Source organism: Duganella hordei (genome assembly GCF_040369125.1).
Taxonomy (GTDB): Bacteria; Pseudomonadota; Gammaproteobacteria; order Burkholderiales; family Burkholderiaceae_D; genus Rugamonas; species Rugamonas hordei.
Window position 1 is genome coordinate 132,957 of the sequence record NZ_BPWI01000013.1, and the last position, 15,981, is coordinate 148,937.

The 15,981-nt window shown below is 61.5% G+C and carries 13 protein-coding genes and 1 pseudogene; 7 read left to right on the plus strand and 7 right to left on the minus strand.

What is annotated here, in order from left to right:
- The first annotated feature begins 215 nt into the window (after positions 1-215).
- The 3 genes from ABWW33_RS24870 to ABWW33_RS24880 all read left to right on the plus strand — a co-directional run bounded on the left by ABWW33_RS24870 (position 216) and on the right by ABWW33_RS24880 (position 3,286).
- The gene (locus ABWW33_RS24870) at positions 216-899 is read left to right on the plus strand and encodes a response regulator (protein WP_353404183.1); all 684 of its coding nucleotides are present in this window, start codon (positions 216-218) and stop codon (positions 897-899) included.
- Positions 896-2,332, plus strand: a complete 1,437-nt coding sequence (locus ABWW33_RS24875; protein WP_353404184.1) for a sensor histidine kinase — start codon at positions 896-898, stop codon at positions 2,330-2,332. The genes ABWW33_RS24870 and ABWW33_RS24875 overlap by 4 nt, the downstream gene beginning before the upstream one ends.
- 207 nt (positions 2,333-2,539) lie before the next feature.
- Entirely contained in the window at positions 2,540-3,286 is a 747-nt protein-coding gene (locus ABWW33_RS24880) for a carbonic anhydrase (RefSeq protein ID WP_176655473.1), read from the plus strand.
- Between the two features lie 32 nt (positions 3,287-3,318).
- Here ABWW33_RS24880 and ABWW33_RS24885 read toward each other — a convergent pair whose 3' ends face one another.
- Positions 3,319-5,166, minus strand: coding sequence for an alpha/beta hydrolase family protein (locus ABWW33_RS24885; RefSeq protein ID WP_353404185.1), 1,848 nt, complete (start codon positions 5,164-5,166; stop codon positions 3,319-3,321).
- A 73-nt stretch (positions 5,167-5,239) separates the two neighbouring features.
- Between ABWW33_RS24885 and ABWW33_RS24890 the strand changes: the two genes are divergently transcribed.
- Positions 5,240-6,082, plus strand: a complete 843-nt coding sequence (locus ABWW33_RS24890) for an AraC family transcriptional regulator (protein ID WP_444551016.1) — start codon at positions 5,240-5,242, stop codon at positions 6,080-6,082.
- Here the strand turns inward: ABWW33_RS24890 and ABWW33_RS24895 are convergent.
- The 5 genes from ABWW33_RS24895 to ABWW33_RS24915 form a co-directional block, all read right to left on the minus strand.
- Entirely contained in the window at positions 6,039-6,662 is a 624-nt protein-coding gene (locus tag ABWW33_RS24895) for a LysE family translocator (RefSeq protein WP_353404186.1), read from the minus strand. The genes ABWW33_RS24890 and ABWW33_RS24895 overlap by 44 nt on opposite strands.
- A 126-nt stretch (positions 6,663-6,788) precedes the next feature.
- A complete protein-coding gene (locus ABWW33_RS24900; protein ID WP_176655477.1) occupies positions 6,789-8,369 on the minus strand; it encodes an isocitrate lyase in 1,581 nt (526 codons plus the stop codon).
- A 354-nt stretch (positions 8,370-8,723) separates the two neighbouring features.
- The gene (locus tag ABWW33_RS24905) at positions 8,724-10,112 is read right to left on the minus strand and encodes an FAD-binding oxidoreductase (RefSeq protein WP_353404187.1); all 1,389 of its coding nucleotides are present in this window, start codon (positions 10,110-10,112) and stop codon (positions 8,724-8,726) included.
- Positions 10,113-10,212: 100 nt separating this feature from the next.
- Positions 10,213-10,629, minus strand: a complete 417-nt coding sequence (locus tag ABWW33_RS24910; protein WP_176655479.1) for a VOC family protein — start codon at positions 10,627-10,629, stop codon at positions 10,213-10,215.
- Entirely contained in the window at positions 10,626-11,102 is a 477-nt protein-coding gene (locus ABWW33_RS24915; protein ID WP_176655480.1) for a helix-turn-helix transcriptional regulator, read from the minus strand. Before ABWW33_RS24915 ends, ABWW33_RS24910 begins: the two co-directional genes overlap by 4 nt.
- Before the next feature lie 152 nt (positions 11,103-11,254).
- Between ABWW33_RS24915 and ABWW33_RS24920 the strand changes: the two genes are divergently transcribed.
- Entirely contained in the window at positions 11,255-12,388 is a 1,134-nt protein-coding gene (locus ABWW33_RS24920) for a branched-chain amino acid ABC transporter substrate-binding protein (RefSeq protein WP_353404188.1), read from the plus strand.
- 78 nt (positions 12,389-12,466) lie between these two features.
- On the opposite strand, the pseudogene ABWW33_RS24925 reads toward ABWW33_RS24920, so the two are convergent.
- Positions 12,467-12,936: pseudogene (locus ABWW33_RS24925) on the minus strand (IS3 family transposase); the annotation flags it as partial.
- Positions 12,937-13,369: 433 nt separating this feature from the next.
- Here ABWW33_RS24925 and ABWW33_RS24930 point away from each other — a divergent pair.
- On the plus strand, positions 13,370-13,561 hold the full coding sequence (locus ABWW33_RS24930) for a helix-turn-helix domain-containing protein (RefSeq protein WP_353404189.1): 192 nt from the start codon (positions 13,370-13,372) through the stop codon (positions 13,559-13,561).
- A gap of 17 nt (positions 13,562-13,578) precedes the next feature.
- On the plus strand, positions 13,579-15,960 hold the full coding sequence (gene hsdR, locus ABWW33_RS24935; protein WP_353404190.1) for an EcoAI/FtnUII family type I restriction enzme subunit R: 2,382 nt from the start codon (positions 13,579-13,581) through the stop codon (positions 15,958-15,960).
- Positions 15,961-15,981: the final 21 nt, after the last annotated feature.

Here is a 15,981-nt window from a genome sequence, read left to right on the forward strand (position 1 = left end):
ATCGGGGGACCGGTTTGGGATCCCGATGTGGCGCAGTCTAGTTCGCTTTTTTCGGAAATCCTAATCGCCGGACCCCGAAAATCCCCGCTTTCTTGCACCCGCCTTTCACGTCCCTTTCAGTTTGCTTTCAAGCGGGCGGCCGCCGCGCCATTTTGTGGCGCACCCGGGCATTCGCCTGTATAAAGGGATATCCCCGAAACTCAGCGCTACCGACCATGCATTTACTTCTCGTAGAAGACGACGCCGACATGTCCGCCGCGCTGCTGCGCGCGCTGGAGCGGCGCGGCTTCGCCGTCACGCCCTGCTATGACGGCACCACCGCGCTGCGCCTGATCCGCGACGGCAACAACGACCTGGTGATCCTCGACCTGAGCCTGCCCGGCCTCGACGGCCTGCACATCCTGCAGCGCATCCGCGACCAGGGCATCGCCACGCCGGTCATCGTGCTGACGGCGCGCGGCGCGGTGGGCGACCGGGTCGCCGGGCTGAACGCCGGCGCCGACGATTACCTGGCCAAGCCGTTCGACCTGGAGGAGCTGGACGCCCGCATCCGCGCGCTGCTGCGGCGCAAAAGCGGCGCCGACGAAAGCCTGCAGAAATGCGGCCACCTGCGCTACGAGCGCAGCACCGGCGCGTTCTATGTCCACGACGAGGCGCTGGAACTGTCGCCGCGCGAGCAGCTGCTGCTGCGCGCGCTGATGGCGCGGCCGGGCCACGCGGTGACCAAGGAACGGCTGGGGCAGCTGGTGTTCCCCGGCCAGGAGGACGCCAAGCTGGAGGTGATCGAGGTGATCATCCACCGGCTGCGCAAGAAGCTCACCGCCACCAATACCGAGATCATGACCTTGCGCGGCCTCGGTTATCTGCTGCGCCCGCAGGGCGGCGCGGCCAAGCCATGAGGCAGGCGCTGCGGCGCCTGCTGCCGGCCCATTCGCTGCGCCGCTATCTGCTGCTGGGCATCCTCGGCCCGCTGGCGCTGTACATCGTGTTCGGCTCGATCAGCCTGTACTACAACGCGCTCAACGCCGTCAATTCCGCCTATGACCGCATGCTGGTGACCACCGCGTACTCGGTCGGCGACCAGATCCGGGTGGAGCAGCAGCAGATGCATGTGAGCGTGTCCTTCGCCACGCTGGAAGTGTACGAGGCCGGCTTTTCGACCCGCATGATGTACAAGGTCAGCGACCTGCGCGGCCGCGTCATCGCCGGCGATCTCGACCTGCCGTCGTACGCGCCGGGCGCGCAGGGACGGCCGGGGCCGCATCCGGCGCCGACGCTGCTGAAGGTGTACGAGGGCATGTACGGCACGGCGCCGGTGCGCATCGCGGCGATTTTCCAGCCCGTCAATTCCGGCCTGCCCAACGACGGCGCCGTGATCCAGATCGCCGAGCCGCTGTCGTTCCGCGAATCGGCGGTGCAGGCCATCCTGTGGGGCACCGTCTGGCGCCAGCTGCTGCTGCTGGCGTTCGTGGCGGGCTTGACGATGCTGGTGGTGATGCGCGCGCTGCGTCCGCTCGAGTCGCTGCGGCTGCAGCTCGAGCAGCGCCGGGAAGAGGACTTGTCGCCGCTGAGCGCCCCGCGCGCGCCGTTCGAGCTGCAGTCGGTGGTGGCCGCGCTGAATCAGCTGATGGGCCGGCTGCGCAACCTGCTCGAGGTGCAGCAGAAGTTCGTCGCCAACGCCTCGCATCAGCTGCGCACGCCGCTGGCGGTGCTCAAGGTGCAGCTGCAGTCCGGACTGCGCGGCGATGCGCCGGCCGAAGTCATCATCCGTGAAATGGCGGGCACCGTCGAGCGCGCCACCAACCTGGCCAACCAGTTGCTGTCGCTGGCCAAGGTGGGGCAGATGCGCGGCCGGGGCGGACACGAGTCCTGCAACCTGGCGGCCGTTGCGCGCGAGGTGACGGTGGCGCTGTCGCCGCTGATCTCGGACAAGGGACTGAACTTCGAACTGGACGCCGCCGAGGAGCTGCGCGTCGACGCCAACCGCTGGATGCTGGGCGAGCTGCTGTCCAACCTGCTCGACAACGCCATCCGCCACACCCCGAGCGGCGGCGCGCTGGGCATCCGCATCGGCACCGACGCCGGCCGCACCATGGTCTGCGTGTGGGACAGCGGTCCCGGCCTGGCGGAAGGCGCCGACGTCCACCGCTTCGAGCCGTTCGGCTCGTCGCAGGCCAGCAGCGGTTTCGGCCTGGGCCTGGCGATCTGCGCCGAGATCGCCGAGGTGTTCGGCGCCGCCCTGACCTTGAGCAACCGCATGGCCGGGGGCGGGACGGTGGGATTGAACGCAAATGTGGTTTTTACATCGGATGCCGGTTCGGCGCCGCCTTGATCACCCCAAAATAAGAATTTCCCTACTGTTGCTGACAGGCCACATAATCTACAATACTTGGGCAATACCTGGGCAATACTCAGGCTTGGCCAAACCCTCTCCCATCCCCCGAGAGTCCCGCATGGCTCCGCCCGGCAATGCTGCCGGCACTCGTCGCCCACAACCAGCGACCATCGATATTGAACTTCAAAAAAATCAGGAGAGATAATGAAAGCAACGATTATGCTGGCCATGCTGATATCGGCCATGGGCATCGCCCGCGCGCAGGACCACGCCGCGGCGCCGCATTGGGCCTACGAAGGCCACGGCGATCCGGCGCACTGGGCCGATCTCGATCAAGCCAACTCCGCGTGCAAGCTGAGCAAGGAGCAGTCGCCGATCGATATCGAGGAGCGCAACGCCAGGAAGGCGTCGTTGAGCGCGCTGGAGTTCAACTACGCCGCCGCCGGCGCCGAGGTGATCAACAACGGCCACACGGTGCAGGTGAATCTGCCAGCCGGCAATGCGCTGAAGGCCGGCGACGACGTCGCGCAGCTGCTGCAGTTCCACTTCCACACGCCGAGCGAAGAGAAGATCAACGGCGTCAATTATCCGATGGTGGCCCATTTCGTCCACAAGAGCGCCGATGGCAAGCTGTCGGTGGTTGCCGTACTGTTCAAGGAGGGCCACGAGAACAAGACCCTGGCGCCGGTGTTTGCCGCCTTGCCGGCAGAGGGACATCCGACCCGGCTGGCCAGCTTCAACCCGGCCGACGTGTTGCCCGCCAACCATGCCTACTTCAAGTTCATGGGTTCGCTGACGACGCCGCCGTGCAGCGACGGCGTGCGCTGGCAAGTACTGAAGCAGCCGGTCGAGCTGTCGCCGCAGCAGATCGCCGCTTTCCACCAGCTCTACAAGATGAACGCGCGTCCAGTGCAGCCGTTGAACGGCAGAACCGTGGAAGTCAGCGAATAAGGCGCTCCGGCAGGTCGGCGCAGGTCGCCCGATTATTTGGCGCCGATCTGCCTGCCCAGGAAGTCTTCAATCCGCCGCCACAGGTCGATGCGGTTTTTCTGCGTCTTCCAGTCGTCGACGGTGGACGTGTATTCCAGCCATTCGGCCTGCGGGTTGCCGGCCTTGAGCGCCTTGTAGAAGGCCAGACCGGTATCGTACTTGACCGCCTCGTCGTCGGTGCCGTAGGCCAGCAGCAACGGCCGCTTGATGTCCTTCAGCCTGGCGTCGTCCGGATTGTCCTGGTAAGTGGTCAGGCCGGACCAGCTGATGCCGCACCGGAAGATGTCCGGATCCCTCAACAAGCCCATCATGGCGGCATAGCCGCCGTAGCCGGTGCCGGCGATGCACACCCGCGCCGGATCCGTGTGGCCCTCGGCCACCGCCCATTTGACGGCGTCGGCGATGTCGTCCTGCACCGCGCGGCCGGCCTGCTTGACGCCCGCCAGGATGTGCGCGCGGCCGAAGCCGTCGACGCCGCGCGGTTCCGGCTGCAGCACCGCGTAGCCGCGCGAGGCCAGGAACTGCACCTCGGCGTTCCACTGCCAGATGCCGCTGCGGTGGCCCGGCCGGGCGCCGACCAGCACCACGGTCGGCAGGTTTTTCTGCGCACCGGCGTTCGGCAAGGTCAGGAAAACCGGAATCCGCAGGCCGTCGCGCGCCTTGTAACGCACCATCGACATGTGGGCCATCTTGTCGGTGTCGATGTCGGGCGTGGTTTCGCCGAGCAAGGTCTGGTGTTTGGTTTCGGTGTTGTAGAGGATGTAGGCGTGGTTCTGGATGTCCGAATAGGTGTCGATCACCACATACGGCGTTTCGCTGCTGCGGCCGCGCGAGATGTTGTTGACCATGCCGGGCAGCAGCTGGTCGACCTCCTGCTGGACCGCCTTCATCCACGGGTCGAACCAGACGGTGGCATCGGCATCGGTGGTGAAGCGAAAGCCCAGCATTTTCTTGTCGCTGACGATGAAGTAGCCGTCGGTGTCGAAGCCGGGCGCGCTGATCAGCGGCTGGGGCACGATGGCGTTCGTGGCCAGATCGTAACGGTAGACGGCGGCCTCGTCCAGGCCGTTGCGGGAGCGGACGTAGACGGCGCCATCGAGGTACAGCAGCGGATTGAAGCTGGACTCGGCCTTCTGTTCCCGGCTGTCGATCTGGCGCCAGTCGTCCCGGTCCAGGTAGTAGGTGTTGACGCGGTCGCCGCGCAGGGCGGTGGCGATGCGGGTGTTGCCGTCGACATCGAGCAGCCAGCCGTAGGTGCCGCGCGGGGCCCGCATCGGGAAGGTGCGGCCGTTGACGGTGCTGAGGCGCTTCAGCGTATGCTCGCCGTCCCGGACTTCGACCACCACCATTTCATCGCCTTTCGTTGGCGGGAAGCCGTGGACGGTGATTTCCGATTGGTAGCGGTGGTCGACCAGGTCGCTTTCGGAGAACGAGCGCTTGCGCACGATGGTCTGCGACAGGAAGCTGCGGTTCTTACCGTCGCGGTCGACCGAATACAGGCCGGGCTTGCCGTCGTCGCCGCCGTGGTCGACGTTGACCAGCGAGAACGCCAGGCGCTGGTCGCTGAGCCAGTAAAACATGTCGATGTCGGCGTTGGTGAAGTTGGCGATCGCCTTGGATTTGCTGGCCGCCACGTCGACCACCGTCAGCATCGTGCGGCCTTGCGGCGACAGCTTGCGCACGGCGACAAAGCGGCCGTTGGGCGAGAGTGCCGCACCGGTGGTGGCGGACTTCTTGAAGAAGGTGGCGATCGGGACCGGCGTCGGAGCCTCGGCCGCCGCGGCGGCCAGCGGCAGGGTGGCGCACGCGATCAGCGCCAGGGTTCGCAGGAGGGCTTTCATGTGCACCATGGTTGTCTTTTTGAAAAGATCCACGATAGCGCAGATCGATGCGCTTGCCTATGTTTTTTCGGAGATGGGGTATCCTTGGGCGATGCGCGATCCCAACCACCCTTCCGGCCCCCGCTTCTGGCGGGACGCCAGCCTGCCCTTCATCGAGGCGCGGGCCATAGCCGATGGGCGCAAGGTTTGCTACGCCCGGCATGCGCACGAGACGTTTTCGATCGGCGCGATCAGCGGCGGACGCACCGACTACATCAACCGGGCTTCGCGCCAGCGGGTCGGCGCCCGCACCGTGGTCCTGATGAATCCGGGCGACGTCCACGCCTGCAATCCGCTTGCCGACGAGCCATGGTCGTACCGCATGCTGCACGTCGATCGCGCCTGGTTCGGCCGTCTGCAGCACGGGTGGGGATTCAGCGCCAGCCGCGATTTCCATCCCTTTGCCGCCACCCTGAGCACGTCGCCGGCGCTGTATATGGGACTCAACCGGCTCTATGACGTGCTGACCAGCGGCGGGCCGGAGCCGCTGCCGCGGCAGTGCGCGGCGGTGGAGTTCTTCGGGCAGGTGCAGTCCTGCCTTGATCCGGCCGCCATCGTCGAGCGCGAAGCGAACCGCAAGCTCGAGCGCGCGGCCGACTACATCAGCGACAACTGCGGCGGCGCGCTGAGGCTGGAGGACATCTGCGCCGCCGCCGATTTGTCGCCGTCCTACCTGATCCGCGCCTTCAAGCAGCGCTACGGCATGACGCCGCACGCCTATCTGTTGAACCGCCGCATCCAGCTGGCGCGCGGCTTGCTCAGGAACGGCGCCGCCATCGCCGATGTGGCGCTGGAAACCGGGTTTTCCGACCAGGCGCATTTCCAGCGCATCTTCAAGCAGTTGCTGGCGGCGACGCCTGGCCAGTATCGCCGCTGAGCAAAAGGTAGACGGCGCTGACGGCCAGCAGGAACGCCATCGAGCGGTTAAACAGCCGCATCCCCGAAGCATCGCTCAAGCGGCTGCGCAGGAACGTGCCGGCATAGGCCCAGCTGGCGATCGACACATAGCAGACCACGAAATACAGCGCGGCGAACTGCCAGACCAGCACGGCGTCGCCGTCCGCGGCAAACGCGCCCATGCCGGCCACCGACGCCACCCAGGCCTTGGGATTGAGCCATTGCATGGCGGCCCCGGCCATCAGGGACGGCCCCCTGCCGCCGGCGGCAAGGTCGAGCCTGCCGTCGTCGCGCGCCAGCTTCCACGCCATGAACAGCAGGAAGGCCACGCCGGCCAGCTGTATGGTCCGCGTCAGGACCGGCAGCCGCGCCAGCAATTCATGCAGGCCGAGGCCGGTCAACAGCAACAGCAGCGTGAAGCCGACGGTGGCGCCGGTGACATGGCGCATGCTGGCGCGAAAGCCGTGCTGCGCGCCGCTGCCGAGGGCGACGATGTTGACAGGACCGGGGGAAATCGATGAAGCCAGGGCGAAGGCCGCCATGGAAAACAGGATGCTCATAAGTGCGCGTCTCCGATAAGTATGGACCGGAGCTGACGATACGCGGCGCGGCGGGCGCTGTATTGGAGAAAATCGCCCTCATAAAAAAAGCTCGCCGCAGCGAGCTTTTTACCGAGGCACCAGCGATCAGAACTGGTTCATGGTGTTGTCTTTACCGGCCGCCTTCAGCGCCGCTTCGCCGCTGAAGTAGTCCTTGTGGTCGTCGCCGATGTCCGAGCCGGACATGTTCTGGTGCTTGACGCAGGCGATGCCCTGGCGGATTTCCTTGCGCTGCACGCCGGCCACGTAGCCCAGCATGCCCTGGTCGCCGAAGTATTCCTTGGCCAGGTTGTCGGTCGACAGCGCGGCGGTGTGGTAGGTCGGCAGCGTGATCAGGTGATGGAAGATGCCGGCTTCGCGGGCCGCGTCGGCCTGGAAGGTGCGGATCTTCTCGTCGGCGGTGATCGCCAGTTCGCTCTGGTCGTATTCCACGCTCATCAGCTGGCTGCGCTCGTAGGACGACACATCCTTGCCCTCGGCCTTCATCGCGTCGTACACCTGCTGGCGGAAGTTCAGCGTCCAGTTGAACGACGGGCTGTTGTTGTACACCAGCTTGGCGTTCGGGATCACCTTGCGGATTTCGCTGACCATGCCGCCGATCTGGGCGATATGCGGTTTTTCGGTTTCGATCCACAGCAGGTCGGCGCCGTTCTGCAGCGAGGTGATGGAGTCGAGCACGCAGCGCGCTTCGCCGGTGCCGGCGCGGAACTGGAACAGGTTGCTCGGCAGGCGCTTGGGACGCAGCAGCTTGCCTTCGCGCTTGATGACGACGTCGCCGTTGCCCAGCGCGTCGGCCGACACTTCTTCGCAATCGAGGAAGGAGTTGTACTGGTCGCCCAGGTCGCCCGGCTCGTTGGTCACGGCGATCTGCTTGGTCAGGCCGGCGCCCAGCGAGTCGGTGCGGGCGACGATGATGCCGTCGTCCACGCCCAGTTCCAGGAAGGCGTAGCGGATGGCGCGGATCTTGGCCAGGAAGTCTTCATGCGGCACGGTGACCTTGCCGTCCTGGTGACCGCATTGCTTCTCGTCGGACACCTGGTTCTCGACCTGGATGCAGCAGGCGCCCGCTTCGATGAACTGCTTGGCCAGCAGGTAGGTCGCTTCGGCGTTGCCGAAGCCGGCGTCGATGTCGGCGATGATGGGCACGACGTGGGTCACGTGGTTGTCGATCTGCGCCTGGATGGCTGCCTTGGCCGGGCCTTCGGCGGCATCCAGCTGGCGGAACAGGCCGCCCAGTTCGCGCGCGTCGGCCTGGCGCAGGAAGGTGTAGAGCTCCTTGATCAGCGCCGAGACGGCGGTTTTTTCATGCATCGACTGGTCGGGCAGCGGGCCGAACTCGGAACGCAGCGCGGCGACCATCCAGCCCGACAGGTAGAGGTAGCGGCGGTCGGTGCTGTTGAAGTGCTTCTTAATCGAGATCATCTTCTGCTGGCCGATGAAACCGTGCCAGCAACCCAGCGACTGGGTGTACTTGGACGGGTCGGCGTCGTAGGCGGCCATGTCGGCGCGCATGATCTTGGCGGTGTACTTGGCGATGTCCAGGCCGGTCTTGAACTTGTTCTGGGCGCGCATGCGGGCGGCAGACTCGGGATTGATGGCGTTCCAGGCGGCGCCTTGTTGCTCTTTCAAACCGGCAACTGCCTTGATGTCGTCTTGATATTGGGACATGTGTATCTCCTAAAGAATAAAACAAGTTTGGAAAAATCGTCGAGTGCGCGGCCCCGTCCGGCCGCAACCGCATGACTAAATAGTAGGCCATTCTGGTGCACTGCATCAAGGTCTTATATAAGACATATAACTTAAATTTATTCTTTAATTTTCAAAGGCTTAGTTATTAAATCTTGCAATATGAAACGAATTTTCAAAAAATGAGATGGCCGGGCCGGGAGTTTTTCAGGCCCGATTGCGCGATGTGAAACGGAGTTTCAGTTTCTGAGGTGGCGGCGTAAAAACCGCGCGAGGGCGGGGGGGGCATTGAGGCGGAGCCGGACTGCTTGCCTGCCCGGCACCACCATTGCTGGCCTATGCGGCAGGATGGATGTTCTGGTTATTGCGGAACACATTGTCCGGGTCGTATTTCATCTTGATCTGCGCCAGCCGCTGATAGTTCGCGCCATAGGCGTCGGCGGTGCGATCGCTCTCGTCCTGGGTCAGGAAATTGACGTACACGCTGCCGGTCGCGTGCGGCGCCGAGGCGCTGAAGAAGTCGCGTGCCCAGGCAATGCAGCGGGCATCTTCCGCCGGGCTGTCCCAGCGCGTGTGCACGTTCATCACGTAGAGCGCGTCCCGGTGCGGATATGCCGTGTCCTGCGGCGACGGCGCCGCCGCCCGCGCGCCCAGCAGTCCGAGGAAGATCTCGCACTGCGGCGTCGGCAAGTTGCCGGCGTAGCGGATGACGGTGTCGATGGCCTCGTCGCTGAGCTGGGTGAAATTATGCGATTTCCAGTAGTTGCGCGCTCCCGGCGTCAGCATCGGATCGAAGGTCTGCTGCCAGGCGGCGTAGGGCGCGGCGCCGACATGCATGCCCAGCGGCTGGCCGAAGCTGCGGATGCGGTCGACCGCTTGCTGCACGGCGTCGAGCTTCAGCGGCGAGAAGACGGGCAGTGCCAGCACGTCCTGTCCGTGCACTGCCGGCGGCAGGAAGGGCAGCGGCGGCGCCTTGCGCAACACCGCCCACACCGTCAGGTCGTCGGGCATGACGTTGACGAAATCGCGGTACTGCGTCAGCACCTGTTTGGCTTCGGCGAACGGGAAAACGATCAGCCCGGCGGTGATTTCCGGCCCTACCGGGTGCAGCTGGAATTCGAAGCGCGTGACCACGCCGAAGTTGCCGCCGCCGCCCCGTATGGCCCAGAACAGGTCGGGGTTTTCCGTTGCGCTGGCATGCAGGCGGCGGCCGTCGGCTGCGATCAGGTCGGCCGACAACAGGTTGTCGGCCGCCAGGCCCAGTGTCCGGCTGAGCCAGCCGAAGCCGCCGCCGAGCGTCAGCCCCGCCACGCCGGTGGTGGAGTTGATGCCCAGCGGCGTGGCCAGGCCGTATGCCTGCGCCTCGTGGTCGAAGTCGTGCAGCGTGGCCCCGCCTTCGACATAGGCGCGGCGCTGGTCCGGATCGACCTGGACCGATTTCATGTCCGACAGGTCGATCACCAGGCCGTCGTCGCACAGGGCGCTGCCGGCGATATTGTGTCCACCGCCGCGCACGGCAAGGGTTAGTCCATGGTCGCGCGCGAAGGCCACTGAAGCGCGTACGTCCGCCGTGCCGGCGCAGCGCACGATGATGGCCGGGCGCCGGTCGATCATCGCGTTCCAGACCGCGCGGGCTTGGTCATAGCCCGCATCGTTGGGCTGGAATAGTTTGCCTCTGAGCGAGGCTTGCAGTTCGTTGAATTTCCCATCCGTCAAAGTATTCATCGCGCATCTCCACGTGGGTGCATACCCCTCCATGATAGGGAGGCGACGCGCACTCACGCAAGCACAGGCACTTCGAAAAATGGCGGATGGGCGCCGATGCCTATTGCGGCTTGGCCGCGGCCTCGATCATCTTCCATCCGTTGCCGGAAGGATCCCGAAAACCGGCATCCACAGTGCCGTAGCGATCCGTGGGTTCCTGCGTGAACTCAACCCCGCGCTTGCTCAGGCGCTCGTGGGCGGCACGGCAGTTGTCCACGACCAGCACCAGTGGCGGCATGGCGCCTTTCGCTACGAGCTCGTTCAGGGTCTGGGCGGTTGCCGCGTCATGTACCGGCGGGCCGGGCCGGAACAGGCCGAGCTGGAACGAGGGCTGGTCAGCGTGCTGCACCGTCAGCCAGCGATAGTCGCCGTTGCGAACGTCGGTGTGGACGACGAACCCCAGCTTGTCGACGTAAAACGCAAGCGCCTCGTCCTGATCACGCACATACAGACCGACCATATTGATACCTTGAGTCATATATCCTCCTTAGATTGGAGTTCCAGTGTGCCAGCAGCCTGGATGCGCCGCTTCTCCAAAACTGCGATCTTGAGATCGGGCCGTTGGGCGTCGCGCATGACGCACTCGGGAATCTGCTGTCCCGGATGCGGAGCCGACCGATCGCGCTCGCGGAGCTCACCCGGACTGCAGCCGGTGATGTCGCGGAAAATGCGGCCGAAGGTGCCGAGACTGGTCCAGCCGGTTTGGAGCGCGATTTGTGTAACAGGCAGGTCGGTGTCGCGCAGCAGCGCCGCGGCGCGCTCGATGCGGCGGGTAAGCAGGTAGCGATGTGGGGGCAGGCCGAACGCCTTCTTGAACTCGCGCGCGAAGTACGCCGGCGAGACCGCGCTCACCTGCGCCAGCCGGTGGACGGGCCACTCCTCGTGGGGCGCACCGTCCATTCTATCTTTCGCGCGCAACAATCGCCGCAGTAGCAGGGGACTCTGGGTCATCCTATCCTCACGCTGAAAATAAGGGCATATTATCCGTCAAAACAAACCGCCAACCTTCACCGTTCGACTGCGGATAGCGGCGCCGTTGCCGGCTTACTGACATAGCGCATTCGTTGCTAGAATGCGTGGATTACCCATCATCTGGAGCAGCAATGACGCGCATTCTTCCTCTTCTGGTTTGTGGACTATGGAACTGCGCCGTGATGGCGCAGGAAGTGGTGAAGATCGGCGTGGCGGGGCCGCTGTCAGGCGAGATTGCGCATCTGGGCAAGGCGATGGAGAATGGCGTGACGCTGGCGCTGGAGGACTTGAATGCGCGCGGCGCCACCATCGGCGGCGCAAAAGTGGTCTTCAGAATGCAGAGCGAGGATGATGCGGCTGATCCGAAACAGGGCACCGCCGTGGCGCAGAAACTGGTCGATTCGGGCGTGAAGGCGGTCATCGGTCACGCCAATTCCGGCACCACGGTGCCCGCTTCGCGTATCTACGACGCCGCAGGCATTCCGCAGATTACGCCTTCCGCCACCGCCCCTGCGTACACCCGGCAGAAATTCGCCGGCGCGTTGCGCGTGGTGGCCAACGACAATATGCTGGGCAGCTCGCTGGGCCGCTACGCGGTGGAGCAACTGGGCGCGCGCAGGATCGCCGTAATCGACGACCGCTCGGCCTATGGGCAGGGCGTGGCCGATGAATTCATCAAGAGCGCCCAGGCGCGCGTACCCGGCCTGAAAATCGTCGGCCGCGAATTCACCACGGCCAAGGCCAGCGACTTCACCGCCATCCTGACCGGCATCCGCGCGAAGAAGCCGGATCTAGTGTTCTTTGGCGGTATGGATGCCACCGCCGGCGGCATCCTGCGTCAGATGAAGGCATTAGGCATGGAGGCGCGTTTCATGGGCGGCGACGGCATCTGCACCGAAGCGCTGCCCGCGCTGGCGGGCGGCGGCATGCGTGACGACGCGGTCTATTGCGCCGAAGCCGGCGGCATCGACGCTGCTCACAAAAAAGACGTCGGCGATTTCGTGGCCCGCTTCCACGCGCGCTTCCACAGCGACATCCAGACCTACGCCCCGTACGCCTACGACGCCACGATGACGGTGGCGGCAGCCATGCAACAAGCCGGCTCCACGGATCCGGCCAAATACCTGCCGGTGCTGCGCCAAATCCAGTATCACGGCCTGACCGGGACCATCCGCTTCGACGCCAACGGCGATATCCGTGACGGTGCCCTGACCGTTTCGACCTATCGGGCCGGCAAAAAAATCAAGCTGGTAGTGCTGCGGTAGGAGGGGGAACGCGTCGGACAAGGAAAACAAAAAAGCCACCGAGTGAACTGACCCCAAATAGTTGGACGGTTTAGTTTGCTAGGCAGCCAAGGGCTGAGTTCTGTATTGCACAGGACTCAGCCCTTTTAGTTTCATCTTGATGCGATCGTGATTGTAGTACCTGATGTATTCCTTCAGGCCAGTTTGTAAGGCGTCCACACTGCTGAACTTGTTCATGTAGAAGAATTCTGACTTCAATACAGCAAAGAAACTCTCCATGGCCGCGTTGTCGAGACAGTTACCTTGCGCGACATGCTTTGTACGATTTGGTTCTCCCGCAATGTGCGTTGATAGGCTGGCATTCGGTATTGCCATCCCTGGTCTGAATGCAGCATTGGTCGATCATGCGCCCCCAGCCTAGGCAGCGCCTTCACAAGCATTGTGCTCACCAGCTCAAACGCAGGCCGTCTGGCGGTCTCAAATGCAATGATTTCGCCGTTGTACAGATCCATCAATGGAGACAGGTAGAGTTTTTCACCTGCCACGTTGAACTCAGTGACGTCGGTTACTTGAGCGAGAAGGCCAGGTCAAGGCCGCACGGCAACAAGGTTTGTTTGACAACTATTGCGCCTGCGTTGTTGGTTCGTGCTGGCCGAACGAGTGTTGGCGTTCTTGCTTGACCATTGCCAAGGCGGTTTGGCCGTGATGTCTATCATTGGTGGGATTTCCTTTTTCTTTGTGTCGAAATGAAAAAGCCCGATGCTCCAGGGGGGGGCATCGGGCTCTTGGCTGAGACAGCCTACGAAATAATATATGAATAAATATTGTGTAAATATCAATTATGTAAGTGCATCCTTGTTCGTGATGATGATGTTTCATGCCAAATATGGATAAATCAGCTCTATCCCTCTCTAATCATGTAAAAACCGCATTTACACGTAATGTAAGCTATGTGATCATCGAGGGGATGCGGACTATTTGACAATTTTATGAGGCGACGTCATGGACGATCGGTGGTTCTCGGTAGAAGAGATCGGTGAGTACTTAGGTGTCAGCAAGGACACGATTTACGCGTGGATTAGTAAGCGGAACATGCCTGCGCATCGAATCGGTCGGCTTTGGAAGTTCAAGCCTGATGAGGTTGATGAATGGGTGCGGTCAGGCGGCGCGGCGGAGAGCGGCAGCCGAACTTAAACTTGAAGGAAGCGTCAATGGACAAGCGCCAGCTAAGTGAACGCGATATCTGTACAAAATTCATCACGCCAGCCCTTGAGCAGGCGGGGTGGGATATCTCCACTCAGGTCCGGGAGGAGTTTCCGTTAACTAAGGGGCGAATCATTGTTCGCGGAAAGTTGCATACTCGCGCCCAAAATAAACGTGCTGACTACGTCCTGTTTCATAGGCCTAACATGCCTATCGCGGTAATCGAGGCAAAAGACAATAGTCACTCCCTCGGTGACGGCATGCAACAAGGGCTGGGCTATGCCGAAATGTTGCAGGTGCCCTTTGTATTCAGCAGCAATGGCGATGGATTCCTGTTTCACAACAAGATCGCTAAAGATGGCGTTATCGAGCGCGAATTGGCGCTTCACGAATTGCCGAGTCCGGATGTGCTGTGGCAGTGGTGGGCTGAACATCTTGGCTTGGACAACGCGCAAAGTGAACTTGTCTCACAGGATTATTACAGTGATGGCAGCAATAAAACGCCACGGTACTATCAGCTGCTGGCCATTAACAAAACCATCGGAGCCATAGCCAAAGGTCAGAACCGTCTACTCCTGGTTATGGCAACTGGTACTGGAAAGACCTATACCGCCTTCCAGATCATCTGGCGTCTTTGGAAGTCAAAAACCAAGAAGCGGATATTGTTTTTAGCCGACCGCAACATCTTGGTTGACCAGACCATGACCAATGATTTTAAGCCCTTCGGTTCGGCGATGACCAAGATACAGAAACGGCAGGCTAACAAGTCGTATGAAATTTACCTGTCCTTGTATCAAGCAGTTACAGGCACAGAAGAAGAACGCAATATCTACAAGCAATTCAGCCGCGAATTCTTTGACCTGATTGTGATCGACGAATGCCATCGTGGCAGCGCGGCGGCGGACTCTGCTTGGCGCGAGATTCTCGAATATTTTTCGGCGGCCACACAGATCGGCCTTACCGCCACCCCCAAAGAGACCAAAGACGTTTCCAATATAGATTACTTTGGCGAGCCGATTTATACTTATTCACTGAGGCAAGGCATCGACGACGGCTTCCTGGCGCCGTATAAGGTCGTGCGCGTCGATCTGGATAAAGACCTTACCGGCTGGCGTCCCGACAAAGGTATGGTCGATAAACACGGTAACGAAATTGAAGATCGCATCTACAACCAGCGTGATTTTGACAAGAACCTCGTGTTGGAAAAACGTACAGAGTTAGTTGCCAAGAAAATCAGCGACTTCCTCAAGCAAACCGGTCGCTTCGATAAGACCATTGTTTTTTGCGACAACATTGACCATGCCGAGCGTATGCGTCAGGCCTTGGTTAACGAAAACTCTGATCTGGCCGCACAGAACAGCAAGTACGTGATGCGTATCACGGGCGACAACGAAGAAGGTAAAGCAGAACTCGACAACTTCATTTTTCCCGAATCCAGGTACCCAGTCATTGCCACTACCTCGAAGTTGATGACTACGGGTGTGGATGCGCAGACTTGCAAGCTAATCGTTCTTGATCAGCGCATACAGTCCATGACCGAGTTCAAACAAATTATCGGTCGTGGCACGCGCATTAACGAGGATTACGACAAATACTATTTCACCATCATAGACTTCAAGAAGGCAACCGAATTGTTTGCCGATCCTGAGTTTGATGGCGATCCGGTGCAGATATATGAACCGACTGGTGATGAATCACCGGTGCCGCCGGATGATAGTGAGAACTCACAAACCGATGAAGGTTTCACGTACTCCCCAGCAGAAGAATCGCCGTGGATGGGCGTAGCCGAGCCACGCGCAGGTGAGGAGCGTAGTAGCATTCGTCGCTATGTAGTCTCCAACGTTGAAGTCAAAGTAGCATCCGAGCGGGTGCAGTACTTCGATGCCAACGGAAAACTGATCACCGAATCACTCAAGGATTACACACGAAAAGCTCTTGCCAAAGAATTTAGTTCCATGGATGATTTTTTGCGACGCTGGAACAATGCTGACAAAAAGCAGGTCATCATCGACGAATTGGCACATGAAGGGATTTTCTTTGAGGCTCTGGCAGAAGAGATAGGTCGCCAGTCTGGCAAAGAATTCGACCCCTTCGATCTGGTTTGCCACGTAGCTTGGGATCAACCGCCGCTTACTCGTAAGGAGCGCGCCGAGCAGGTAAAGAAGCGCGATTACTTCACACGCTATGGCGAACAGGTACAGCGCGTGTTGCAGGCTTTGCTCGAAAAATATGCCGACGAAGGCGTTGGCCCGATTGAGGAAACACAAATCCTTACCATCGCACCCTTCACCAGCTTTGGCACTCCCATGGAAATTATTCGAGCCTTTGGCGGGCTGGATCAGTACCAGCATGCCGTGCACGAACTCGAACTAGCGCTCTATCGCGCGTAACAATCACCTATTGGAATCTCG